This window comes from Bradyrhizobium tunisiense (genome assembly GCF_042263385.1).
In the GTDB taxonomy this organism is placed as follows: domain Bacteria; phylum Pseudomonadota; class Alphaproteobacteria; order Rhizobiales; family Xanthobacteraceae; genus Bradyrhizobium; species Bradyrhizobium tunisiense.
Genome location: NZ_JBHLEV010000003.1, coordinates 191,149 through 214,642 on the forward strand (window position 1 = coordinate 191,149; position 23,494 = coordinate 214,642).

General features: G+C 65.0%; 23 protein-coding genes. 8 read left to right on the plus strand and 15 right to left on the minus strand.

Features of this window, described 5'->3' with window-relative positions:
• Nucleotides 1–53 precede the first annotated feature (53 nt).
• Genes ACFDR6_RS14135 through cyoA form a run of 7 tightly spaced genes read right to left on the minus strand, consistent with a single transcriptional unit; the run spans nt 54 to nt 6,987 of the window.
• Nucleotides 54–587, minus strand: coding sequence for a response regulator transcription factor (locus tag ACFDR6_RS14135; RefSeq protein WP_212079580.1), 534 nt, complete (start codon nt 585–587; stop codon nt 54–56).
• A complete protein-coding gene (locus ACFDR6_RS14140) occupies nt 577–1,980 on the minus strand; it encodes an ATP-binding protein (protein ID WP_375858654.1) in 1,404 nt (467 codons plus the stop codon). The genes ACFDR6_RS14135 and ACFDR6_RS14140 overlap by 11 nt, the downstream gene beginning before the upstream one ends.
• Nucleotides 1,952–2,800: an SURF1 family protein gene (locus tag ACFDR6_RS14145; protein WP_375858655.1), complete on the minus strand. Its 849-nt coding sequence runs from the start codon at nt 2,798–2,800 to the stop codon at nt 1,952–1,954. Before ACFDR6_RS14145 ends, ACFDR6_RS14140 begins: the two co-directional genes overlap by 29 nt.
• A complete protein-coding gene (gene cyoD, locus ACFDR6_RS14150; protein WP_212079583.1) occupies nt 2,797–3,177 on the minus strand; it encodes a cytochrome o ubiquinol oxidase subunit IV in 381 nt (126 codons plus the stop codon). The genes ACFDR6_RS14145 and cyoD overlap by 4 nt, the downstream gene beginning before the upstream one ends.
• Nucleotides 3,174–3,803 (minus strand): cytochrome o ubiquinol oxidase subunit III, encoded by a 630-nt coding sequence (cyoC, locus tag ACFDR6_RS14155; RefSeq protein WP_317242054.1) that lies wholly within the window; start codon nt 3,801–3,803, stop codon nt 3,174–3,176. The genes cyoD and cyoC overlap by 4 nt, the downstream gene beginning before the upstream one ends.
• Entirely contained in the window at nt 3,804–5,801 is a 1,998-nt protein-coding gene (gene cyoB / locus ACFDR6_RS14160) for a cytochrome o ubiquinol oxidase subunit I (RefSeq protein ID WP_212079585.1), read from the minus strand.
• Nucleotides 5,802–5,826: 25 nt separating this feature from the next.
• Complete coding sequence (gene cyoA, locus ACFDR6_RS14165; RefSeq protein ID WP_375858656.1) at nt 5,827–6,987, minus strand: ubiquinol oxidase subunit II; 1,161 nt, start codon at nt 6,985–6,987, stop codon at nt 5,827–5,829.
• 181 nt (nt 6,988–7,168) lie between these two features.
• Between cyoA and ACFDR6_RS14170 the strand changes: the two genes are divergently transcribed.
• Nucleotides 7,169–8,497, plus strand: a complete 1,329-nt coding sequence (locus tag ACFDR6_RS14170; RefSeq protein ID WP_212079587.1) for an MFS transporter — start codon at nt 7,169–7,171, stop codon at nt 8,495–8,497.
• Nucleotides 8,498–8,693: 196 nt separating this feature from the next.
• Here ACFDR6_RS14170 and ACFDR6_RS14175 read toward each other — a convergent pair whose 3' ends face one another.
• Entirely contained in the window at nt 8,694–10,184 is a 1,491-nt protein-coding gene (locus ACFDR6_RS14175) for a M48 family metalloprotease (protein ID WP_494516627.1), read from the minus strand.
• Between the two features lie 35 nt (nt 10,185–10,219).
• Entirely contained in the window at nt 10,220–10,990 is a 771-nt protein-coding gene (locus ACFDR6_RS14180; protein ID WP_375858657.1) for a thermonuclease family protein, read from the minus strand.
• A gap of 374 nt (nt 10,991–11,364) precedes the next feature.
• Here ACFDR6_RS14180 and ACFDR6_RS14185 point away from each other — a divergent pair, with 374 nt between their 5' ends.
• The 3 genes from ACFDR6_RS14185 to ACFDR6_RS14195 all read left to right on the plus strand — a co-directional run bounded on the left by ACFDR6_RS14185 (nt 11,365) and on the right by ACFDR6_RS14195 (nt 14,238).
• Nucleotides 11,365–12,570, plus strand: a complete 1,206-nt coding sequence (locus tag ACFDR6_RS14185) for an ABC transporter substrate-binding protein (protein WP_212079590.1) — start codon at nt 11,365–11,367, stop codon at nt 12,568–12,570.
• A 130-nt stretch (nt 12,571–12,700) separates the two neighbouring features.
• Entirely contained in the window at nt 12,701–13,489 is a 789-nt protein-coding gene (locus ACFDR6_RS14190; RefSeq protein ID WP_212079591.1) for an enoyl-CoA hydratase, read from the plus strand.
• A gap of 2 nt (nt 13,490–13,491) precedes the next feature.
• A complete protein-coding gene (locus ACFDR6_RS14195; RefSeq protein ID WP_375858658.1) occupies nt 13,492–14,238 on the plus strand; it encodes a hypothetical protein in 747 nt (248 codons plus the stop codon).
• A 174-nt stretch (nt 14,239–14,412) separates the two neighbouring features.
• Here the strand turns inward: ACFDR6_RS14195 and ACFDR6_RS14200 are convergent, their stop codons facing one another.
• The 3 genes from ACFDR6_RS14200 to ACFDR6_RS14210 are packed head-to-tail and all read right to left on the minus strand — an operon-like array spanning nt 14,413 to nt 17,483.
• Nucleotides 14,413–15,225, minus strand: a complete 813-nt coding sequence (locus ACFDR6_RS14200; RefSeq protein WP_375858660.1) for an enoyl-CoA hydratase/isomerase family protein — start codon at nt 15,223–15,225, stop codon at nt 14,413–14,415.
• 16 nt (nt 15,226–15,241) lie between these two features.
• Nucleotides 15,242–16,402, minus strand: a complete 1,161-nt coding sequence (locus tag ACFDR6_RS14205) for an acyl-CoA dehydrogenase family protein (RefSeq protein ID WP_212079594.1) — start codon at nt 16,400–16,402, stop codon at nt 15,242–15,244.
• A 16-nt stretch (nt 16,403–16,418) separates the two neighbouring features.
• Nucleotides 16,419–17,483, minus strand: coding sequence for an acyl-CoA dehydrogenase family protein (locus ACFDR6_RS14210; protein WP_375858661.1), 1,065 nt, complete (start codon nt 17,481–17,483; stop codon nt 16,419–16,421).
• Between the two features lie 251 nt (nt 17,484–17,734).
• Between ACFDR6_RS14210 and ACFDR6_RS14215 the strand changes: the two genes are divergently transcribed.
• A complete protein-coding gene (locus ACFDR6_RS14215; RefSeq protein WP_375858662.1) occupies nt 17,735–18,520 on the plus strand; it encodes an SDR family NAD(P)-dependent oxidoreductase in 786 nt (261 codons plus the stop codon).
• 202 nt (nt 18,521–18,722) lie between these two features.
• On the opposite strand, the gene ACFDR6_RS14220 is transcribed toward ACFDR6_RS14215, so the two are convergent.
• Both ACFDR6_RS14220 and ACFDR6_RS14225 read right to left on the minus strand, forming a co-directional pair.
• Complete coding sequence (locus tag ACFDR6_RS14220; protein WP_375858663.1) at nt 18,723–18,995, minus strand: GlsB/YeaQ/YmgE family stress response membrane protein; 273 nt, start codon at nt 18,993–18,995, stop codon at nt 18,723–18,725.
• 26 nt (nt 18,996–19,021) lie between these two features.
• Entirely contained in the window at nt 19,022–19,594 is a 573-nt protein-coding gene (locus tag ACFDR6_RS14225; protein WP_375858664.1) for a YidB family protein, read from the minus strand.
• Nucleotides 19,595–19,756: 162 nt separating this feature from the next.
• Between ACFDR6_RS14225 and ACFDR6_RS14230 the strand changes: the two genes are divergently transcribed.
• Both ACFDR6_RS14230 and ACFDR6_RS14235 read left to right on the plus strand, forming a co-directional pair.
• Nucleotides 19,757–20,758 carry a 2-dehydropantoate 2-reductase gene (locus tag ACFDR6_RS14230; protein WP_212079598.1) on the plus strand — a complete coding sequence of 334 codons (1,002 nt, stop codon included), beginning with the start codon at nt 19,757–19,759 and terminating at the stop codon, nt 20,756–20,758.
• Between the two features lie 25 nt (nt 20,759–20,783).
• Nucleotides 20,784–20,999 (plus strand): hypothetical protein, encoded by a 216-nt coding sequence (locus tag ACFDR6_RS14235; RefSeq protein WP_375858665.1) that lies wholly within the window; start codon nt 20,784–20,786, stop codon nt 20,997–20,999.
• Nucleotides 21,000–21,097: 98 nt separating this feature from the next.
• Here ACFDR6_RS14235 and ACFDR6_RS14240 read toward each other — a convergent pair whose 3' ends face one another.
• Nucleotides 21,098–21,721, minus strand: a complete 624-nt coding sequence (locus ACFDR6_RS14240; protein WP_375858666.1) for a hypothetical protein — start codon at nt 21,719–21,721, stop codon at nt 21,098–21,100.
• A gap of 231 nt (nt 21,722–21,952) precedes the next feature.
• On the opposite strand from ACFDR6_RS14240, the gene ACFDR6_RS14245 reads away from it, so the two are divergent.
• Entirely contained in the window at nt 21,953–23,470 is a 1,518-nt protein-coding gene (locus ACFDR6_RS14245; protein WP_375858667.1) for an AMP-binding protein, read from the plus strand.
• The last annotated feature ends 24 nt before the right edge of the window (nt 23,471–23,494 follow it).

Genomic DNA, 23,494 nt, shown 5'->3' on the forward strand with positions numbered 1-23,494 from the left:
TTGGCCGCGAGGTCATCAGCCAGGCAGGGCATTTGGACGCTGAAAGACGTTGCCTATCTGACCGGCCGCTTCTCGAGCTTCCTTGCCAGCGTGCGCCGGTGCATCCCCAATCGTCTTGCCGCTTCCGAAATGTTGAAATCCGTCTCGATCAGGGTCTGGTGGATGCGTTCCCATTCCAGCGTCTTGATCGAGGTTGGCCGCGCATCCAGCGCGACTTCGGTGTTGCCTTCGGCCTTGTTGAAGGCGGCCTCGATATCGTCGGTATTCGACGGCTTTGCCAGATAATGGCAGGCCCCCAGCTTGATCGCCTCCACGGCGGTCGAGATGCTGGCAAAGCCGGTGAGCACCACGATCAGCATGTCCGGGTCGTGGGTGTGCAGGAGCTCTACGCAGGCGAGGCCCGAGGCGCCGCCGAGCTTGAGATCGACCACGGCATGGCCGAAGGAGCGCTCCTCCAGAACGTTGCGCACCTCTTCGATCGAGGCGGCCAGCACGACCTCGTAGCCGCGGCGCTCGAACGAGCGCTTCAGCGTGCGCGCGAAGCCTGCGTCGTCCTCGACGACGATGAGCGAACGGTCAGGCGTCAAAATTTCCTCCGATCGCCAGCGTTGCGAGCGGCAGCGTCAGGCGCACGGTGGCGCCCCGCTTCCTGTGATTCTCGGCGGTCACGGTGCCCCCCAACTTGCGCACCACGTTCACCACCAGGAACAGCCCGAGCCCGCCGCCGGCGCGGCCCTTGCTCGACTGATAGGGCTTTCCGAGCTGCGCCAGCATCTCCGGCGCAAAGCCCGGGCCGCGATCGCTGATCGACAGCACGAGGTTGTCGCCCTCGCGCTCGGCCACGAGCTCGACCCAGTCGCGCGAGACCTCATAGGCGTTGTCGAGCACGTTGAAGATGACCTGCTTCAACGCGATGTCGGAGACGATGGCGACGTCCGCGCCGAACGTATTGACGAAGTAGAGCGTCCGTGCCGAGCGCGCGTCACGCCACTCGTCGACCAGCGCGGTCACGAACGCCGTCACCGTCGTCGGCGAGGAGCCTTCGCCGCGCGCTTCGCCCGCCGACACCAGGATGCCCGTCACGATCGACTTGCAGCGTTGCAGCGAGGTTTCCATCTCCGCAAGGTCCTCGGCGAGCTCCTGATCCGCGGCGAGATCCGGCATGCGGCGCCAGTCGCTGAGGATCACCGACAGCGAGGCCAGCGGCGTCCCGAGCTCGTGCGCCGCGCCGGAGGCGAGCAGGCCCATGCGCACGATGTGATCCTGCTCGGCGGCATGCTGGCGGAATGCCGCCAGATGCGCATCGCGCTCGCGCAGGTTTCGATTGATGCGGGTGACGAACACGACCAGCAGCACGGCGTTGAGCACGAAGCCCAGCAGCATGCCGGCGACCGAGAGCGTGTAGGTCTCGCTCAGCGGGTTTGGCGGCAGGTCCAGCGGGCGGTATGCCAGCGTCAGCCACACGAAGCTCGCGCAGGTCAGCGCGACCAGCGACCAGGTCGAGCGGGCATCGAGCAGCACCGCGCCGAGCGTCACCTGGAGCAGGAACAGCGAGGTGAAGGGATTGGTGGCTCCGCCGGAGAGATAGAGCTGCGCGGTCAGGGCGGCCACGTCCAGCATCAGGGCGACCAGCAACTCGTTGTTGGTGATCGCGGCGCGATGGCGCACCCAGATCAGGCTGGAGACGTTGAGCAGCACCAGCGCGCCGATCACCGCGCCCATCCGCTCCAACGGCAGCGGAATGCCGAGCCCAAAATGCACGCTGCCGATGGTCACGATCTGGCCGACGACCGCAGTCCAGCGCAGCTGGATCAGCAGCGCCATGTTCTTGCGATTGGTCTCGTCGTCGGTCGGCGCGGCACCGATCAGCTCGCTGCGCGCGTCCGCCGGCGATTGCAGCGTGACGGCCAGTCCGCCATGCGCAAGTGTTTGGGAAAGCGTCTTCCCGTCGTCAGGCCTGTTCGACGATCGTTCCAGCATCTGATCCCGTCCTGCGCGCGGCGGCATCCAGACCGCCGGCCGGTTCGTGGACGAAGCGCTGGCGGCGGAACGGCCCGCCGCCGAATGTGACGAGAAGTTTGCCGGCCAGCATGAAGGCCAGGGCAAACCACGTCAGCGCGTAGATCAGGTGGTTATTGGGAAAGCGGATCACGGTCAATCCGCCGATCGGCCCGCCTGCGATTTGTGATCCGGCGTCGGCATCGACGAAGAAGGGGGCGACATCGTGGAGGCCGCGTGCCGCCGCGACCGCCGCGACATCCCGCGAGTACCAGCGGTTGTGCTGGGGGACGTTGTTTCGGAGGAACCCGCCTTTGGGCTCCGTGATGCGGAGCAGGCCGGTGATCTCGACCCGGCCGTCCGGATTGCCGCCTCGGCGGGTCGATGCGTCGCGCCGTTCCGACGGCACGAAGCCGCGGTTGACCAGGACTTGCGTGCCGTCGTCGCGCAGAAGCGGCGTCAGCACCCAATAGCCCGGGCCTTCCTCGGTGACGGCCTGAACCAGCGTCTCGCGATCATGCAGGAAGCGGCCAGTAACGCTGACATGCCGGTATTCGTCGTTCGCGGCGGAGACCGCGGACCATGAAGCAGGCGAGGGGATCGGCACCGCCGGGGCATGAACGCGTTGCTCGACACGGTCGATCAGCGTCAGCTTCCAGGCGCGGCGCTCGATCTGCCAGACGCCGAGGGCGATCAGGGTCACGAAGGCCGTGAGCGAGAGGACCGTGAGCCATAGGGAGGGGCGCGCAGCATGGCCACGCGTCCCGTCTGCCTTGCTCGTCACGGTCCGGACCTCGTTCACTTCATACCGCTCATCTGATGCATCGGCATCATGTTGCTGTTGAGGTGGCTCATCACCCACAGCGAACCCGACAGCGCGATCACCACCATGACGATGGTGAAGATCAGCGCCATCATGCTCCAGCCGTTCTCGGACGTCGTGTTCATGTGCAGGAAGTAGACCATGTGCACGACGATCTGCACGACCGCGAAGGCCATGATGACGAGGGCGGTGATCTGCTTGCTCGGCAGCGCGCCGCTCATCACCAGCCAGAATGGGATCGCGGTGAGCACGACCGAGAGCACGAAGCCGAGCATGTAGGTCGAGAACGTGCCGTGGGCGTGGCTGTCGCCGTGATGATGATCGTCCGCATGGGCGGTGTGAGTGTCGGTGTTCATCGCAGAACTCCCAGGAGATAGACGAAGGTGAAGACGCCGATCCAGACCACGTCGAGGAAGTGCCAGAACATCGACAGGCACATCAGACGGCGGCGGTTGGCCTCGATCAGGCCGAACTTCTGAACCTGCACCATCAACGTCACCAGCCAGATCAGGCCGCAGGAAACGTGCAGGCCGTGGGTCCCGACCAGGGTGAAGAAGGCGGACAGGAAGGCGCTGCGTTGGGGCGTCGCACCCTCATGGATCATGTGGGCGAACTCGAAGAGCTCGATGCCGATGAAGGCGAGGCCGAACAGGCCGGTGATTGCCAGCCAGATTTGCGTCTGCGCGACCTTGTTCTGCTGCATCGTCAGCATGGCGAAGCCGTAGGTGATCGACGACAGCAGCAGCATCGAGGTGTTCACCGCGACCAGATTCAGGTCGAACAGGTCCTTCGGCGCTGGGCCGGCGGCGTAATTGCCGCCGAGCACGCCGAAAGTGGCGAACAGGATCGCGAAGATGAGACAGTCGCTCATCAGGTAGATCCAGAAGCCGAGCGAGGTGCTCCAGCCTTCCGGATGCGGGTGTTCGTCGGCGAGATAGAAGACCGGCTCGCCGGTTTGGGAAGAATTGACGGCAACAGTCATTTACTTGGCTCCGGCGAGCAGTTTGGTGCGCGCGTCCTCGGTCCGGATGACGTCTTCAGCCGGAATGTCGAAGTCGCGGTGATAGTTGAAGGTGTGGCCGATGCCGACGGCGAGCATCGCGATGAAGCTCACGGCAGCCAGCCACCAGATGTACCAGATCAGGCCGAAACCCATCGCGGTGGCGAGACCGGCGAGGATGATGCCGGTGCCGGTGCTGCTGGGCATGTGGATCGGCCTGAAGCCGGTGAGCGGACGCTGGTAGCCGCGGCGCTTCATGTCCCACCACGCGTCGTTGTCGTGAACGACGGGAGTGAAGGCGAAGTTGTAGTCGGGCGGCGGCGAAGAGGTCGCCCATTCCAGCGTGCGCGCGTCCCAGGGATCGCCGGTGACGTCCTTGAGCTGCTCGCGCCTGAGGAAGCTGACCGCGAACTGCATCAGCATGCACATGATGCCGAGGAGCACGAGGCCGGCGCCGATCGCGGCGATGACGAACCAGATCTGCAAGCTGGGATCGTCGAACACGCGCAGCCGGCGGGTCACGCCCATCAGGCCGAGCACGTAGAGCGGCATGAAAGCGAGGTAGAAGCCGGTGACCCAGAACCAGAACGACAGCTTGCCCCAGAACGGATCGAGCTTGAAGCCGAAGGCCTTCGGGAACCAGTAGGTGATGCCGGCAAAGGCGCCGAACACCACGCCGCCGATGATCACGTTGTGGAAATGCGCGATCAGGAACAGGCTGTTGTGCAGCACGAAGTCGGCCGGCGGCACCGCGAGCAGCACCCCGGTCATGCCGCCGATCACGAAGGTCAGCATGAAGGCGATCGTCCACATCATCGGCAGCTCGTAGCGGATACGGCCGCGATACATCGTGAACAGCCAGTTGAACATCTTCGCGCCCGTCGGGATCGAGATGATCATCGTGGTGATGCCGAAGAACGAGTTGACGCTGGCGCCCGAGCCCATCGTGAAGAAGTGATGCAGCCAGACCAGATACGACAGGATGGTGATGACGACCGTGGCGTAGACCATCGAGGTGTAGCCGAACAGCCGCTTGCCGGAGAAGGTCGAGGTCACCTCGGAGAAGATGCCGAAGGCCGGGAGAACCAGGATGTAGACTTCAGGATGGCCCCAGATCCAGATCAGGTTCACGTACATCATCGGGCTGCCGCCGAAATCGTTCGTGAAGAAGTTGGTGCCGACGTAGCGGTCGAGCGACAGCAGCGCGAGCACGACGGTCAGGACGGGGAAGGAAGCGACGATCAGGACGTTGGTGCAGAGCGAGGTCCAGGTGAACACCGGCATCTTCATCATGGTCATGCCGGGGCAGCGAAGCTTGACGATGGTGCAGATCAGGTTGATGCCTGACAACGTCGTGCCGACGCCGGCGACCTGCAGCGCCCAGATGTAATAATCGACGCCGACATCTGGGCTGTAGCCGATGTTGGACAGCGGCGGATAGGCCAGCCAGCCGGTGCGGGCGAACTCGCCGATGAAAAGCGAAGCCATCACCAGCACCGCGCCGCCGACCGTCATCCAGAAGCTGAAATTGTTCAGGAACGGGAACGATACGTCGCGCGCGCCGATCTGCAGCGGCACCACGTAGTTCATCAGGCCTGTGACCAGCGGCATCGCCACGAAGAAGATCATGATCACGCCGTGGGCGGTGAAGACCTGGTCGTAGTGATGGGCGTTGAGATAGCCTTCGGAACCGCCGAAGGCCAGCATTTGCTGGCCGCGCATCATCAGCGCGTCGGCAAAGCCGCGCAGCAGCATCACGATGCCGAGGATCATGTACATGATGCCGATGCGCTTGTGGTCCACCGTGGTGAACCACTCGCGCCAGAGATAGCCCCAGAGGCGGAAATAGGTGAGAGCGCCGAGCAGCGCGGCGCCGCCGAGCGCGACCACCACGAAGGTGCCGACGACGATCGGCTCGTGCAGCGGCAGCGATTCGAAGCCGAGCCGGCCAAAGATGAGCTTGAGAAGATCAGGAGACATGCGAACTCTCTTTAGGAGTCTGACTTCACGAGTCTGACTTGGGACGTTGTCCGAGGAAGAAGGACGAGGACTTCAGCGGCGTGAACGACGGCCGCTTCAGGCCGGCGCCGAGCAGGGGCGCGGTGTCGGTGGGCGCCGTGATGGCGGCGGTGGTCTTGCCCTGCGGCGCATCCGGCGTGCAGGTGCCGGCAACGAAGCTCGGCTCCGGCCCGAGCGCCGTGCCGCGGCGGGCGTATTTGTCGTAGGCCAGCGGCAGGGTGTTGTTCAGGCCCTGGTGGCCGGCGCCGCCCTTGGCGTCGATCGCCATCATCTCGCTCTGGCACATCTTGCCGGTCTCGACGCACATGTTGAGGATCAGGCGGTAGAGATCGGCGTCGACGGTGCCCCAGCGGCGCACCGGCTCGTTCTGGCTCGGCTTTTCGAGCTGGAGATATTCGGCACGTCCGAGCGAGCCGCCGGCGGACTTGGCGCTGGCGATCCAGGCGTCAAAGCCCTTGTCGTCGAGGCCCTGGAAATTGAAGTGCATGCCGGAGAAGCCGGCGCCGCTGTAGTTCGCCGAAAAACCCTTGTAGGTGCCGGCGTGGTTGACGACGGCGTGGAGCTTGGTCTCCATGCCCGGCATCGCGTAGATCTGGCCGGCGAGCGCGGGGATGTAGAACGAGTTCATCACCGAGGACGCCGTGATGCGGAAGGTGATCGGACGATCGACTGGAGCTGCGAGCTCGTTGACGGTGGCGATGCCGTAGTCGGGATAGATGAAGAGCCATTTCCAGTCGAGCGCGACGACGTCGACCTCGAGCGGAGCCTTGGACTTGTCGACGGCGCGCTCCGCATGGATGCGGCCGAGCGTGCGGTAGGGATCGAGCAGATGCGTGCCCATCCAGGTCAGCGCGCCCAGGCAAACGATGATCAGAAGAGGCGCCGACCAGATCACCAGCTCGAGCTTGGTCGAGTGATCCCAATCCGGCTCGTAGCGGGCCTCGGTGTTGGACTGGCGGTAGCGCCAGGCGAACAGCACCGTCAGCGCCATCACGGGGACGACGATCAGGAGCATCAGGACGGTGGAGATGATGACGAGGTCGCGCTGCTGGGCAGCGATATCGCCGGCTGGCGCCAGCACGACGTAGTCGCAGCCGCTAAGCGCGGCAGCCAGAGGTAGTAGCGCCAGGATCTTGAGACGAGACACGGGCCGAGCCTTTGAGAATGAGTTTCTTTTGCGGGGCCAACGGGTAGCTGCGGCGCAACAATCCGGACATTGGACAATTTGTCCAATGTTGCAGTGCGGGATGTTGGGTCAGACAGGACCGGATTGCCTGGCGCCCCGCCGGGCGGTCGGCTTTGGTTTTCAGGACGTTAAGGGCGCACGCATGGCGACGGCACAGACCCCCGCAATGGCAGACCTCCACACGGGCGAGCACGGCCACGACCAGGCCAGTCCCGGCGAGATCGCCATCGGCGTCATCATCGGCCGCACCTCGGAATTCTTCGACTTCTTCGTCTTTGCGATCGCCTCGGTGATCGTGTTCCCGCGCCTGGTGTTCCCGTTCGCGAGCGAGCTGACCGGCACGCTCTATTCCTTCATGGTCTTCGCGCTGGCCTTCATGGCCCGCCCCATCGGCACGGTCATTTTCATGACCGTCGACCGTGCCTACGGCAAGACGGCCAAGCTGATCTCGGCGCTGTTCCTGCTCGGCACCGCCACCGTCGCGCTGGCGTTCCTGCCCGGCTATCACGACATCGGCGTTGCCGCGATCTGGCTGCTGGCGCTGGCGCGCATCGCGCAGGGTCTGGCCTGGGGCGGCGCCTGGGACGGCATGGCTTCGCTGCTGGCGCTCAACGCGCCGCCTTCCAAGCGCGGCTGGTACGCGATGGTGCCGCAGCTCGGCGCCCCGCTCGGGTTGATCGTGGCAAGCGCGCTGTTCGCCTATTTCGCGGGTAACCTGTCGGCTGACGATTTCTTCGACTGGGGCTGGCGCTACCCGTTCTTCGTCGCCTTCGCGATCAACGTCGTTGCGCTGTTTGCCCGCCTGCGCATGGTGACGACGGAGGAATACGCGACGCTGTTCGAGACCCGCGAATTGCAGCCCTCGCGCATCTCCGAGACAGTCGCGCGCGAAGGACAGACCATCATGCTCGGGGCGTTTGCGCCGCTCGCGAGCTTCGCGCTGTTCCACATGGTCACGGTATTTCCGTTGTCCTGGGTGTTCCTGTTCACCCGCGAAAGCCCGGTGCGCTTCCTGATCATCGAGATCGTCGCCGCCGTGTTCGGCGTCGCCGCGATCGTGGCGTCGGGCATCATCGCCGACCGCGTCGGGCGCAAATCGCTGTTGATGGGATCGGCGATCGCGATCGCGATCTATAGCGGCTTTGCCCCGCAGCTGCTCGACGCCGGCGCGTTCGGCGAGACTATCTACATGGTGATCGGCTTCATCCTGCTCGGCCTGTCTTTCGGCCAGTCCTCCGGCGCGATCGCCTCGAATTTCAAGCAGGCGTACCGCTACACGGCTTCCGCGCTGACTTCGGACATGGCCTGGCTGTTCGGCGCCGGCTTCGCGCCGCTGGTCGCGCTGTTGCTCGCCACCAATCTCGGGGTCATCGCCTCGGGTGCGTATCTGTTGTCCGGCGCGTTCTGGACCCTGCTCGCCCTCTGGCTCAGCGGCCAGCGCGAGAAGGGCGACATGGACACGGGGCGCTAGGCTCGCGTCGTTGTCGCATCACAGGTCTCACAGGGTGGCCAAAGGCGCGCAAGCGCCGTGCCCACCATCTGTGTCCGATTGAGAGAGGTGGTGGGCAAGCTTTGCGTCTTGCCTATCCTTCGACAGCGGAGCTCGTTGGTTCGAGATCCCGGGTTTGCGCTCAGCGTGCCCCGGGATGACGTGCGCTTAGCGCGCGTCAATCCGCCACGATCTTCACGCGATCGCGCACCTTCACCTGGGCGTTGCGATCGAGTCCGTTCAGCACGCGGAAGCGCTCGGCGGGATGATCGACGCCGGCCATGCGGTGGGATAGCGATTCCACGGTGTCACCGGGCTGCACGGTGATGACCTTGATGCGCAGCGGACGCGCGGCCTGGATCTCGTCGAGCGTCAGGCGGCGGAAGGAATTGACGGTCTCGCGCGCATTGCGCTCGCTCTCGGTCGATTTCTGCCGTGTCGCGAAGATGAAGCGGTAGACGTCGCTGCCGAAGCGTAGCGCATAGACCTTGAACTGCCACTGGTCGCCCTTGGCGGTGGCGGACGCGGCCGGGAAGCCGTTGATGGTGATGTCCTCGGTCGACGCCTTCTCGACGCCTTCCATCCAGCCGGAATTAAGATAGTCGCCGAGCGATTGCTCGGACGGCACGCGCACCACGTCGAAACGCATGGCCTGTGCGCCGCCCTCGCGCACGCCGATCACGGCCTGGGCGGTGTTGTCGAGCGTGAAATTGTCCGGCGCCTGGAACGTGAAGCCCAGCTTCGGATGCAGGAAACGGCGGCCGCGCACGAAACCTTCGCTGGGGTCTTCGCCGTAGACGAGATTGTCGATCGCGGCGAGATAGGTCTCTCGGTCGCGCTCGGCGCCCTCCGGGGCAGTATACTGCCGCGCAATGGCCTGCGCGTTCTGCACGCGCTCCGGGGTCGCCGGATGCGACGAGGTGAAATCCTGCGCGCGCGGATCGAGCGAAGACTTGCCGGCCTTCAGCTCGGCATTGCGCTCCATCGCGGAGAGGAAGCGCGCCGCGCCATAAGGGTCGAAATGCGCCTTGGCGGAAATGCCCACCCCGATGCCGTCGGCCTCGATCTCCTGCTTGCGTGAAAAGCTCGCCATGGTGAGCTTGGTCTTCGCCAGTGCCAGCGCAGTGAGGTCCGGGTCGTTGCTCATGTCGGTGACGACCCGGGTGACGATCGCGGCCTGGCGGGCCTGGTCCTCGCGCATCGCGGCGTGCTTGGACAGCACATGCGCCATCTCGTGGCTGAGCACGGAGGACAATTCCGACGTATCGCTCGCGAGCGCAAGAAGTCCGCGCGTGACATAGAGCTGGCCGTTCGGCAGCGCGAACGCGTTCACCGCGCCGGAATTGAGGATGGTGACCTTGTAGCCCTGGTCGGGACGATCGGAGGCCGCGACGAGCCGGTCGACGGTCTTGCTGACGAGTGATTCGAGCCTGGGATCGTCATAAGTGCCGCCATAGCTCGCCAGGATGCGCTCGTGCTCCTTCTCGGTGGCGGGGGTCTGGGCGACGGCCGGCTTCGGCTTCGGCATCGCGACCGTCGCCGGGACCGCGGCGGTCTGGAACCGGCCCATGTCGCCGCAGCCCGCGAGCGCCGTACTCAATACGAGGCATAGCGCGGCCGGCGCCGCCCGCAGGCGGCGGCGTTCGTTCCGTACGTGCCGTTCTAGCACCCCATTCACGTCGCTTAACCCGTGCCTGGCCCTCGTTAGGGCCTTTCCCCTGTCGGCTCGCTTGCGCCCAGCAACTCGACTTGCCCTATGGACCGCACATCGATCCGCGGCCCCGTATTTTCCTCAACCCAGCCCCGAACTCGAATACGTTTATTTTCCAAGGACTTGAGGGTGATGCCAGCGCCTTCAAACGCCGGTAGCGTGCGCTTTGAAATAGTCGCCGCAAAGCCGCGTGTCCAGTTCCGTCCAAAGTTGAGGTAGGTCATTGCCCCAGCTTGCCGGACCGACAGAACTTTGCCCTCGACCACCATAAAGCGCCCGATCCCCGCCAAAATATCGTCCGGACTTTCCGCGTTTTTTATGGCCGACGGGTCAGCCCAACTGCCCTTTTTTTGGCGCCGCGCCGCTGCTTCCGACGCTATCAGGGCGGCTGCGCAGTCCTTGTCCACGATCTCGGCGGAGACGAGGGCGTCGCCCTGGGCCAGCAACATGGCCTGCACGGAGGCGTCGCTCTCGCCGACAAAGAGAAGCGCGCCTTGGCGGCCGTAGCGGTCCGGCGTGTCGTCGATGCCGCGGAGCGTGACGTTGCGTCCGACGAGCAGCGACGCCAGCGCCTGCTTCGCGGACGCCGTGGGCTCGATCCCCAGCAGACGGATCTCGCGGCCGTCGTCCAGACGCACGCTGCGCGCATCGACGATGGCGGCGACGCGGCCTTCGCCTTGCGTCTCGAACCGGCATGGCGTCGCGAACGCGGTGTGACCCGCGGCAATCAAGAATGCGACGATGAGGTGAAGCTGTCGCGTCACGTGACCCGGAGAGGTTGCGTTGTACGTCGATCCTAACTCAAACGACGCCAACGACGAAGCGGACCTCGAAGAGCGACGGCGGAAGCGTGCCCGCGTCTTTGCCGATCGCGAGGGCGGTGGGCACGGCGCGAAGAGCGCGCCTTTGCCCACCACGGCAGCGAGTGTGGGGCTTCGCTGTTACGTCCTACGCGCGCGACGACGGCGCGGAAACATCTCTCGTCATCTCACCATTCCGTTTTGCGGAAAACGTGCCGCAGTCGCAAGACGCGCATAGCGCCCCGCGCTTGCTGCGCAGTTGCGCATGCGGCATGATTGCGGCAACACCAATAACCAAGCCGCCATCAGAGACAGGCGATTAAAGGGAGACTATTTTGATGAAGCACGTTCTGTCGGGCATTTTTGCCGCCGCGTTTGCCCTCAACGCGAGCGCCGTGCAAGCCCAGGACAAGCCACCTCTCAAGATCGGCGGCATCCTGGACATGTCGAGCCTCTATGCCGACATCACGGGCCCCGGCAGCGAGACTGCGGCCAAGATGGCTGTCGAGGATTTTGGCGGCGAGGTGCTCGGCCGCAAGATCCAGGTGCTCGCGGCCGACCATCAAAACAAGGCCGATCTCTCCGCCAACATCGCCCGCGACATGCTCGACAACCAGGGCGTCGAGATGATCTACGACGTCGCCGCCTCCGCCACCGCGCTTGCCGCCGGCGAGATTGCCAAGGCGCGCAACAAGATCGTCATTTTCAACGGCCCGGGCTCGATCCGTCTCACCAACGAAGCCTGCGGCCCTTACACCATCCATTACGTGTTCGACACCTACGGTCAGGCGAACGTGACCGGTCTTGCGGCCGTGAAGACGGGTCTCGACAGCTGGTACTTCCTCACCGCCGATTATGCCTTCGGCCAGGATCTCGAAAAGGACACCAGTGCCGTCGTGACCAAGACCGGCGGAAAGGTGCTCGGCAGCGTGCGCCATCCGCTCAATACGTCGGACTTTTCGTCGTTCCTGCTTCAGGCGCAGGCTTCCAAGGCCAAGGTGATTGGCTTGGCCAATGCCGGCGGCGACACCGTCAACGCCATCAAGCAGGCCGCCGAGTTCGGCATCACCAAGGGCGGCCAGAAAGTGTCGCCGTTGCTCGCCTTCGTCACCGACATCGACTCGATCGGGCTCGAGACCGCGCAGGGCCTGCTGCTGGCCGAGGCGTTCTACTGGGACATGAACGACGACACGCGCGCCTTCTCGAAGCGCTTCCAGGAGCGTGTGAAGCGGCCGCCGACCTCGGCGCAGGCCGGCGTCTACTCCTCCGTGACGCATTACCTGAAGGCCGTGAAAGCGGCCGGCACGACCGACGCGGCCACCGTGATGAAGGTGATGAAGGAAACGCCGATCAACGATTTCTTCGCCAAGGGCGGCAAGATCCGCGAGGACGGCCGCATGATCCACGACATGTATCTGTTCGAGGTGAAGAAGCCGTCGGAGTCCAAGGGCCGCTGGGACGATTACAAGCTGCTTGCCACCGTGCCCGGGAGCGAAGCGTTCCAATCGCTTGAGCAGTCGCGCTGTCCGCTGGTGAAGAAGTGACGGGGTAAGTCCGCCTTGGTGACGAGCGTGTCCAACGATAGGTCGTCATCCCGGGGCTCGCGTTCGCGACGTCGTCGCGCCCCGAAATGACCAAGTGAGAGAGTGGCACCACAGAAAGAGGCCAACATCCATGAACGACATGGTCCTGCAAAAGCTCGAAGGCGGGCTGCTCACCATCACGATGAACCGGCCGGAGCGAAAGAATGCGCTCAACCCCGAGATGGTCGCGGGGTTGGTCGACGCCGCGCGGCGCGCGGCCGACGATCCGGAGGTGCGGGCGGTGCTGTTCAAGGGCGCCGGCGGATCGTTCTGCGTCGGCGGCGATGTCAAGTCGATGGCGGCAGGCCGGGCGCCGCTGCCGTTCGAGCAGAAGCTCGCAAACTTGCGCCGCGGCATGGAGGTCTCGCGCATCCTGCACCAGATGCCGAAGCCCGTGGTGGCGCAGCTCGATGGTGCCGCCGCCGGCGCGGGCCTGTCGATGGCACTGTCCTGCGACCTGCGCATCGCCTCCGAATCCTGCAAGATTACCACTGCCTTCGCCAAGGTCGGCTTCTCCGGCGATTACGGCGGCACCTATTTCCTCACCCAGCTGCTCGGCAGCGCGCGGGCGCGCGAGCTCTATCTGATGTCGCCGGTCCTGACCGCGAAAGAGGCGCATGCGATCGGCATGGTGACCAAGGTCGTGCCCGACGCCGAGATCGACGCCGCTGCCCACGAACTCGCGCTGTCGTTGGCGCAGGGGCCCTCGATCGCGCTCGGCTTCATCAAGCGCAACATCAACAATGCCGAGCATCTGGCGCTGGAGGATTGCTTCGACGGCGAGGCGATCCATCACACCCGCTGCGGCGACACCGAGGACCACAAGGAGGCCGCAAAGGCGTTCGTGGAGAAGCGCAAGCCGACCTTCAGGGGGGCATGACCATGACACCCTATATGCGGTTGCGACAGATCTGCCTGGTCGCGCCGCAGCTCGCGCCTGTCGTCTCCGACATCGCGGAGATCATGGGCCTTGCTGTGTGCTACCGCGACGGCAATGTGGCGAAATACGGCCTGGAGAATGCGCTGCTCCCGGTCGATACGATTTTGCTGGAGGTGGTCGGCCCCTTCAAGGACGGCACCACGGCCGGCCGCTTCATCGAGAAGACCGGCGGCCGCGGCGGCTATATGGCGATCTTCTGCTGTAACGACCCCGACGAGCGCGGGCGCATCGCCAATGCGATGGGCGTGCGCACCGCCAACGTCATCGACCACGCGCCCTATCACGGCGTGCAGCTCCATCCCCGCGACTGCCGCGCCGCCTTCATCGAGTTCAACCATACCGAAGGCAGCGACGACGTTTTGGGGCCGTACCCGCCGGCCGGGCCGGACTGGCAGAGCTTCATCCGCAAGGATGTGACGGAGGCGTTGACGGTCGTGGAGATGCAGAGCCCGGATCCGCAAGGGCTGGCGGAGCACTGGGGCAAGATCATCGGCATCACGCCCAGCGGCGCCGAACTGAAGCTGCCCAATGCGACCTTCCGCTTCGTGAAGGGCGCCAGCGAGATCATGAGCGCATTGGAGTTTCGGGTAACCGACGTGGCGCGCGTGCTGCACGCGGCACGGGCGAAAGGGCACGCGGTCGCGGGGAACGAGTTCTTGCTGGGCGGAGTGACGTTTCGCGTCGGTTGATTTCCAACCTTATCCGTCACCCTGACGAGGCCGCTTCTTCAACGGCCCTCGAAGGGCGACGGCCCGGCTGCATTTCTGCCGTCCAACCTTCGAGGCTCTCAGCACGGCGCTCTGCACCGTGCTGCTCGCACCTCAGGATGACTGGTCGAGAGGGCTGCATGCGGTGCAGCGGAACTACCTTCCCTTGAAATTTGCCGCGCGCCGTTCTTCCGTGGCCTTCACGCCTTCCTTAAAATCTTCCGTCGCCCGCAACCGCGTCTGCTCGGCGAGCTCGTGATTGGTGGCGGCCATGACGCGATCGGCCAATCCCGCGCGCATCGTGGCGCGGGTCGAGAGCAGGCCGAGCGGGGAGCATTCGGCGATCTCGCCGGCGAGCTTCATCGCGGCCGCCTTGACCTGGTCCTGCGGCACCAGCTCGTTGGCGAGCCCCCATTTGTAGGCCTCCTCGCCGGTGACGCGGCGGCTGGTGTAGAACATCAGCTCGGCGTTGTTCTTGCCGATCAGCTCGGGCAGTGTCGTCGTCAGGCCGAAGCCGGGGTGGAAGCCGAGCTTGGTGAAGTTCGCGGAGAAGCGCGCCTCGGGGCAGGTGACGCGAAAATCGGCGGAAACGGCGAGGCCCAATCCGCCGCCGATGGCCGCACCCTGCACGGCGGCGACGATCGGCTTCTTGGCGCGGAAGATGCGCACGGCCTGGATATAGAGATGGTTGATCGCCCCGAGGCTGTCGGCGGGGTCGCCCTTCTTGTCGGCTTCGCGCGCTTCCTGCGCCTGCCGCGCCGGATCCTGGAAGTTGGCGCCGGCGCAAAAGGCCTTGCCCTGTGCGGAGAGCACGGAGGCGCGGATCTCGATGTCGCGGTCGAACTCCTCGAGCGCATCCGCAATCTGGTTGATCAGCGAAATGTCGAAGAAGTTCAGCGGCGGGCGGCGGATCTCGATGGTGCCGACGTGTCCGACCTTCTCGACGCCGATATCCTTGTAGGTGCTCATGATGATCCCTTGATGATTAGCGCAGCCCAAGTCCGCGGGCGATGATGCCGCGCAGCACCTCCGTGGTGCCGCCCTGGATGGTGAGTTTCGGCGCGGTCTTGATGGCGAAGTCGAGCTGCCGCTCCAGCGTCTCGCGGTTGGTCGCGGTCTCCTCGACGAAGGCGGCGAGATCGCGCACCCGATGCGGAAGCTGCTGCTCCCAGACCGTGCCGATGTCCTTGACGATGGACGCCTCGACCACCGGCTCCTTGCCGGCCTCGAGCATGCCGGCGACCGAGACCGACATGCGCCGCATGGTGTGGAGCTGCGCGACGAGACGGCCGATGCCTTCGGCGCTGCGCGTATCCGGGTTGGGACCGACGGCGCGGACCAGTTCGGTCAGCACGTAATAGGTTTCGAGGAAACGCTCGGGGCCCGAACGCTCATAGGCAAGCTCGCTCGTCGCCTGCTTCCAGGCACCGTCGACCTCGCCGAGAACGTGGTCGTCGGGGACGAAGAAGTCGGTGAAGACGACCTCGTTGAACTCGTACTGGCCGGTAATCTGGCCGATCGGGTTCACCTTGATGCCCGGCTGCTTCATCTTAACCAGGAACTGGGTCAGGCCGTGGCGACGGTTTTCCTTGGTCGGCGGCGAGGTCCGGAAGATCGCGATCATGTAGTCGGCGATGTGCGCCGACGAGGTCCAGATCTTGCTGCCGTTGATGAGATAGCCGCCGTCGGTCTTGGTCGCGCGCGTCTTCGCGGCGAACAGGTCCGAGCCTGAATTCGGCTCGCTCATGCCGATCGCAAAGCAGATCTCGCCTCGGCAGATCCGCGGCAGGATCTCCATCTTGATATGTTCGGGCGCGTATTTGATCAGCACCGGCCCGCTCTGGCGATCGGCGACGAAGAAGCGCCGCGTCGGCGCGTTGGCGACGCGCATTTCCTCGGTCACCACGTAGCGCTCGAGGAAGGAGCGCTCCTGGCCGCCATATTTCTTCGGCCAGGTCATGCCCAGCCAACCCTTGGCGCCGACCCGGCGGGAGAATTCCGGCGCGTCGGTGTCTTCCCGGTTGGGTTGGTGCGGATCGAAAGTGCCGGCGGCGATTTCCTCGGCGAGAAAGGCGCGCACTTCCTTGCGCAATTGCTCGCACTTCTCGGGCAGGCGGATCGGATCGAAACGGAGCGCGGCGGTCATGTGTTTCTCTCCCTGATCAGCGCGATGCCACGAGCGGCCACAATTCGTCGGCGCCGCGGTTTGCGACCAGCTTGCCGAGCTCGACGGCCCAGTGGCTTTCCGAACCGAAATCGTCGCGCCAGGCCAGCGCCCGGAGCGAATAGCGGTGCAGGATGTGCTCGAGGGTGAAACCGATCGCGCCGTGCACCTGATGCGCGATGGCGCCGCCTTTCTCGGCGGCTTCCGCGCAGCGGATCTTTGCGGCAGCGGCTTCCAGATAGACCTCGTCGTCGAACGATCTTGCATTCGCAATCGCATCGGCCGCGGACGTCGCCGCCGCAAGTGCCGCGGCGGATTCGCCGGCGAGGCGCGCCAGATTGTGCTGCACCGCCTGGAATTTCGAGATCTTCTTCTCGAAGGCGACGCGCTCGTTGGAATAGCGCACCGAGATGTCGAGCATCGATTCCAGCGCGCCAGCGATCTGCAGGCTGCGCGCAACGCCACCCATCAGCATCATCGTGGTCTGGTCAAAGCCGTTCGGCGCAACCTTGAGCGTGACGGGCTGGACCTTGTCGAGCGTCACGGTGTCGCTGTGGTCGTAGCCGACATTGAGCCCGGCCTCGATCCGCGCCTTGGCCGCATCGACCAGCGCGATCGAGACGCCGTCCTTGCCATGTGCGAGCACCGCAAAATGCTTTGCCGCCTTCGCAAAAGGCACGCCGCGGGCGCGGCCGGAGAGCGAGCCGTCGGCGTCGAGGACGATACGATCTTTCGGGCTTGCCGGCAGCACGGTCATCTCGCCATCGGGCGATGCGATCTTCGCCCGCGCCAGCAGCCAGCCCGCCAGCATGGTCTCGGCCAGGGGAACCGAGACGGCGAAACGGCCGGCGGCGTTCAGCAGCGCAAAGCCATCGGCAAGGCTCGCGCCGGAGCCGCCGAGATCATCGGGCACCCAGGACAATGGCAGGCCGGCTTCGCTCAGCGCCTGCCACAGCGGCGCCTGCCAGGAGTTCTTCTTGTCGTTGTTGATGGTTTGCGGATCGGCGAGATCGGCGAAGATCTTCTCCGCGGTCTCGACGACGATGTTGTCACTCTCCGCCACAGCGTTCCCCGTGTTTTGCCGTTGGCGCGTCCCGCCTGGTGGAGCGTACCGCGCAGGTCTTCTTGCGCCCGATGATCCGAAAAAGCCATGGCCCTGACAAGCGTTGATCGCAGGTCAACCTGCGGCGCGGGCATGGGCGCAAGGATCAATGGAAGGCTAATTCCGCTTAGCGGAGTTTGCTCGATTTGCAGGGCGCGACAAACTCGCTAAACAGGGCACGAAAGATCAGAGCCACGGGGAAGGACATCAGGATGGCCAAGGACAATCTGTGCGCAATCGTGACGGGGTCGGCGTCCGGCCTGGGCGCAGCGACAGCGGAAATTCTCGCGCGCAGCGGGGCGCGGCTCGTCATCAACTATTCGTCGAGTAAGGCCGAGGCCGAGGCCACCGCGGACGTCTGCCGCAAGGCTGGCGCGTCGGAGGTGCTGGTCGCGCAGGGCGACGTTTCGAAGGACGACGATTGTCGCAGGATCGTCGCGGCGGCCAGCGGCTGGGGTCGGCTCGATATCCTCGTCAACAATGCCGGCACCACGAAACATGTGGCTCACGCCGATCTCGATGGGTTGTCGGCGGAGGATTTCCAGCGGATCTATGGTGTCAACACCATCGGTCCGTTCCAGATGGTGCGCGCGGCACGCAGCCTGCTCGAGGCCGGCGCCAAGGCTTCGGGGCGGCCCTCCGCCGTGGTCAACGTGTCCTCGGTCGCCGGCATCAGCGGCGTCGGCTCGTCGATCGCCTACGCCGCGAGCAAGGGCGCGCTCAACACCATGACGTTGTCGCTGTCGCGTGCGCTGGCGCCGCTGATCCGCGTCAATACGGTCTGCCCCGGCTACATCGACACGCCCTGGTTCACCAAGGGCCGCGGCGAAGCCGGCGCCAAGCAGGTGCGCGACAGCGTGGTGGAGAAGGTGCCGCTGAAGGTCGCATCAACAGCCGAAGACATCGCGCAGCTCGTCTGCTTCCTGGCGATGCCGGCCTCCAGCAACATGACCGGCGAGGTCGTGCGCATGGATGCGGGGATGCATTTGATTACGTGATTGAGTGTCTTGCCGCGGTGACGCTCTGCTGCTGCGGCAACCACAAGTGTCGTCCCCGCGAACGCGGGGACCCATAACCACAGGGAGGAGTTGCTGCGCGACTCCGATCACTGCGAGTCTTCGCCAAACCACCGCCTGTGGCTATGGGTCCCGGATCTGCGCGCGCTTAGGGCGCGCTTGTCCGGGACGACACCGAGTTTGGTCACCCCTTGATCACGCCGCGCGCCACTAGGCGGTTCCAGATGAACAGCACCACGACTGCGCCGATGGTGGCCATGATGAAGCCCGCGCCCTGGTCGGGGCTGTAGTGACCAATGGCCTGGCCGATGAAGGTCGCGAGAAATGCGCCGGCGATGCCGAGGATGGTGGTGAGGATGAAGCCGCTCGGGTTATTCGGTCCCGGCGCCAGCCAGCGCGCGATGAGGCCGGCGATGAAGCCGACGACGATGATCCACAACAGGCCGCTCATGCTCATGGCAGTGCTCCCCCCCTTGATGACAATCAGATGCGACCCGAGAGCTCATCCTCGGTCGGCAGCCGTCCGTCCGGCGTCAGATGGTCGATCACCTGCGGCAGATACTGGCTCAGACCGGACAGCAGCTCATCGCGCGGCAGGCCGCTCTGCGCGGAGAGGCTCTCGATCTGGTCGGCGCCGAGCGCGCTGGCGAGATCGCCCGGTTCGATCGGCTTGTTCTCGCCCCTGCCGACCCAGGAATTCGCGGCCTCGCTGTGGCCGCCTTGCTGGAGCTGCTTGAGGAGATCGCCGAGCCCGCCGCTGAGCACGGTGCCGGCCGCGCCGCCGGCGAGCAAGCCGCCGAGGCCGCCCTTGAGCAGGCCTCCGAGACCGCCAAGACCGCCGCTGTCCGCGTTCACCGGCGGCGGGGCAGGCGTCGGCGACGGTTGCGGCGCCGTGCCGGACTGGTTCGACGTCATGTGCTTGAACGCCTTCCAGGCGAGCAGGCCAAGCAGCGCCATGGTCATCGGCGACATGCCGCCGGAAGATTTCTCGGAGCTGGGCGTAGAGGGACCGCGCGGGCCGTTCTGCATGCCGTTGAGGACGTCGAGTAGACCCATGGTGCTCTCCTTTGGCGTCTCGTTCGGCGAGCGCTCGCCGATGACAGCCCCCGGGGCGAAAACATATGGGGCTCTCATGACGGTTACAAGGCGCATGCGCCGCGATTGGTTGCCGGCCTCGCCTCTGCTATCGAAGGCGGGTCGTTCAGGGAGCAAGGCGAGGTGATGACGGATCGACCGATCGTGGTGGCTGGCGCGGGTGCCATCGGCTGCTTCGTCGGCGGCATGCTGGCGGCCGCCGGCCGCCGCGTCGCGCTGCTGGTGCGACCGCGGGTGAAGACCGAGATCGAGCGGTTTGGTCTGCGGCTGACCGATTTCGACGGCTCCGAGAGGAAGCTCGGCGCGGGCCAGCTCGCGCTGTCGGAGGATCCTTCGATCCTGCACAGCGCCGGCATCGTGCTGGTCACGGTCAAGAGCGCCGACACCGCCGATGTCGCCGATCAGATCGCGCAGCACGCGCCGGAGGATGCCGTCGTCGTCTCGCTTCAGAACGGCGTCGGCAACGTCGCGGTGCTGCGCGAGCGGCTCGGCGACCGCCGCGTGCTCGCCGGCATGGTGCCGTTCAACGTGATTGCGATGGGCGAGGGGCGCTTTCATCGCTCGACCTCCGGCGACATTCATATCGGCGAGGACGCCGAGAACACGGCCGCCGCGCTCTCGGTGCCTGGCCTCGCCATGCGTGCAAGCGGTGACATCACCGGCGTGCAATGGGGCAAGCTGATCATCAATCTGAACAACGCGCTCAGCGCGCTGTCCGACATGCCGCTTGCCGCGCAACTGGCCAACCGAGACTGGCGCAGGCTGTTCGCGGACCAGATGGCCGAGGGGCTCGCCGCGCTGAAGGCCGCCGGCATCGCACCGGTCTCGGCGACGCCAATTCCGATGAACTGGTCCCCGACATTGCTCAGATTGCCCGACATGATCTTCAATGCGATCCTGGGACGGACCATGAAGATCGATCCCGAGGCGCGCTCGTCGATGTGGCAGGACCTGAAACAGGGCCGCAAGACCGAGATCGACTATCTCCAGGGTGCCGTCATCGCCCTCGCCGAGCAAAACCATGTCGATGTGCCGCTGATGCGCCGCATTGTTGCGCTGATCAAGCAAGCCGAGGCGGACGGCAACGGACCGTCCCGCCTGACGCCGCAGGAAATTCGCGGGTAGTGCTCGAGAGCGAAGGAGGAACGCGATGAACCGTGTTTATATGATCGGGCTCGCGCTGGCCGCGTTCTGCGGCGCATCGACGCTGGCCTATGCGAGGCCGCCGACGGTTATGAACTCGCCCGGCTATGACAGGCGATTGCAGGAAAGCCGGTCGCAGTTGGGGAGTTCGCAGACAGTCGCCGAGCCAGCGACGGCGCCGGTGGTCAAGCCGAAGCGCAGCAAGAAGAAGCATCCTCATTGAATTTGTAGGGTGGGCAAAGCGAAGCGTGCCCACCATCCTGTTTCGTCTTGCCGGTGTGGTGGGCACTTTGCCTACCCCACAGGTCGGTGCGAGAAAACTCAGCTCTTCTTCGCCGGCTTGCTCGGCGTCGGGTTGAACAGCTTCTTCAGATCGTTCAAGCTTTCCGATAGCCGCGGCCATTCGCAGGAGAATGAGCCCTTGGTGCATGGCGCGCCCTTCGGACGCTGACCTATGGTCTGCTGCACCTTCGGCCGCTCGACGGGGATGGGCACGCGCTCGACCTCGGTCCGCAACGCGACCTGCTGGAGTTGCCGCACCTGTTGCTCCTGCAGCTCGCGCTGTTGACGCGCGGCGGCCTGGGCGGCTTCGTTGTTGCGGCGCTCTCTGGCGAGATAGGCGGTGTAGGCCTCGTCGATCTTCTTCTGCTCCTCCGGCGTCGGATTGGGCCCGGCGATGTCGAAGGTGCGATCCTGCAGTAAGTCGTAATAGGCATAGCCGCCGCCCGGCTTGCGGCGGCCGGCGAACTTGGCGTTGCAATCGGCAAGCGCGGATGTCTTCTCGGCCTTGGTCGCGGCCTTCTCGGCGGCGTCGGCGCATTCCTCGAAATCGACCGGCGCGCGTTTCCACCATTGCGCCTGGGCATGCGGCAGTGTCAGCAGAAAAAATCCTGCTGCGGCAACGAGAAACAGCGCCGCACGACGCAATGCAATCACCGACGACATTCTACGAGAGCATTCCTTGCAAAACTCAACCCGAACTGAGTCGAGCCAGATTTTTGCCTCTTTATTGCCGGCTTGTCACCCATGGAACCTGGGAAATACATGGCTGTGATGCTGACATTTTGTGCTTGACGTGGCGCAGGAGTCACAGCGCCGTGCTGGCCGGCTGCTACACTTCGCCCCGCGAGCGCGCTCATCCGAGGCGACGCCAAGAAAACGAAATGGAAACGCCTGATGTTGCTGCCCCTGTCCGACGTGCCACGCTGGTACGCTGAGCGCAAGCCACACGGCACGATCGCCGTTCGCCATGGGCAGGACACGCTGACATGGGACGAGCTCGAGCGCGGTGCCAACCGGCGCGCGCGGGCGTTCATGGCAAAGGGCGTCAAGCCCGGCGATTTCGTTGCGATCGGATTGCCCAACGGCAACGCGTTCTTCGAGACCTCCTTCGCGGTGTGGAAGTGCGGCGCGACGCCGACATCGCTGTCATGGCGGCTGCCGCGCGGCGAAGCCGCCGCCGTGCTCGACATTCTCAAGCCTGCGCTGGTGGTCGGCGGCGAGGCCGACTGGAACGCGCCGAACCGTCTGCCGGCTGATTTCGTGCCGGACGGATTTTCGGATGAGCCGCTGACGCCCCCGGTCGCGCGCTACTGGAAAGCCATGACCTCAGGCGGCTCGACCGGTCGCCCGAAAGTTATCCTCGACCACCATCCGGCGGTGACCGACACTGTTGCCGCGCCGCCGCTCAACATGCCCGTCGGAGTCTCGCTGCTCAATCCCGGTCCGCTCTATCACAATGCGCCGTTCATCGTGTCGCATTATGCGCTGTTCGTGGGCGGCCAGCTCACCGGTCTCCTCAAGTTCGACGCCGAGGAGACGTTGCGGCAGATCGAGCGCGAGCGCGTGCAATGGGTCAATTTCGTGCCGACCATGATGCACCGGATCTGGGCCCTGCCGGAGTGCGTGCGCAATGCCTACGATCTGTCGAGCCTGCAGACCGTCTTCCATATGGCTGCTCCGATGCCGCCCTGGCTGAAGGAGAACTGGATCGCCTGGCTCGGACCGGAACGAATCTGGGAGCTCTATGGCGGCACCGAGCGCCAGGGCGCCTGCATCATCTCCGGCACCGAATGGCTGACGCACAAGGGCTCGGTCGGCAGGATCGGCGACATGGCGAAGCTTCGTATCATCGGCGAGGACGGCAACGACGTCGCGCCCGGCGAGACCGGCGAGATCTATTTCCTCAACAACGACGGCAAGGACGCCACCTACCACTATCTCGGCGCCGAGCCGAAGCGCCGCTCCGACGGCTGGGAATCGCTCGGCGACATCGGCCGGCTGGATGCGGAAGGCTATCTCTATCTCGGGGACCGCCTCGCCGACATGGTGCTCCGCGGCGGCGCCAATATCTACCCGGCCGAGGTCGAGGCTGCCGTCTCCGAGTGTCCCGGCGTGCGGTCCTGCGTGGTGGTCGGCTTGCCTGATCCGGAATTGGGCCAGCGCGTGCATGCCATCATCGAGCCGGAAGGCGACGCCGACGGCCAGGCCATCGCCGACGGCATGGCAGAGTTCCTGAAGGACCGGCTTAGCCGCTACAAGCATCCGGAGAGTTTCGAGATCGTCAGCGTCCCGCCGCGCGATGATTCCGGTAAAGTCCGCCGCACCCTGTTGCGCGACGAGCGCGCGGCGTGGATGAAGGAAGGGCGCGCCTTCCGGATTTTGCCTTCCAAGGCGCCGGCGCACGCCGAATAAGAAAAGTGACGAAAGGATTCTTTG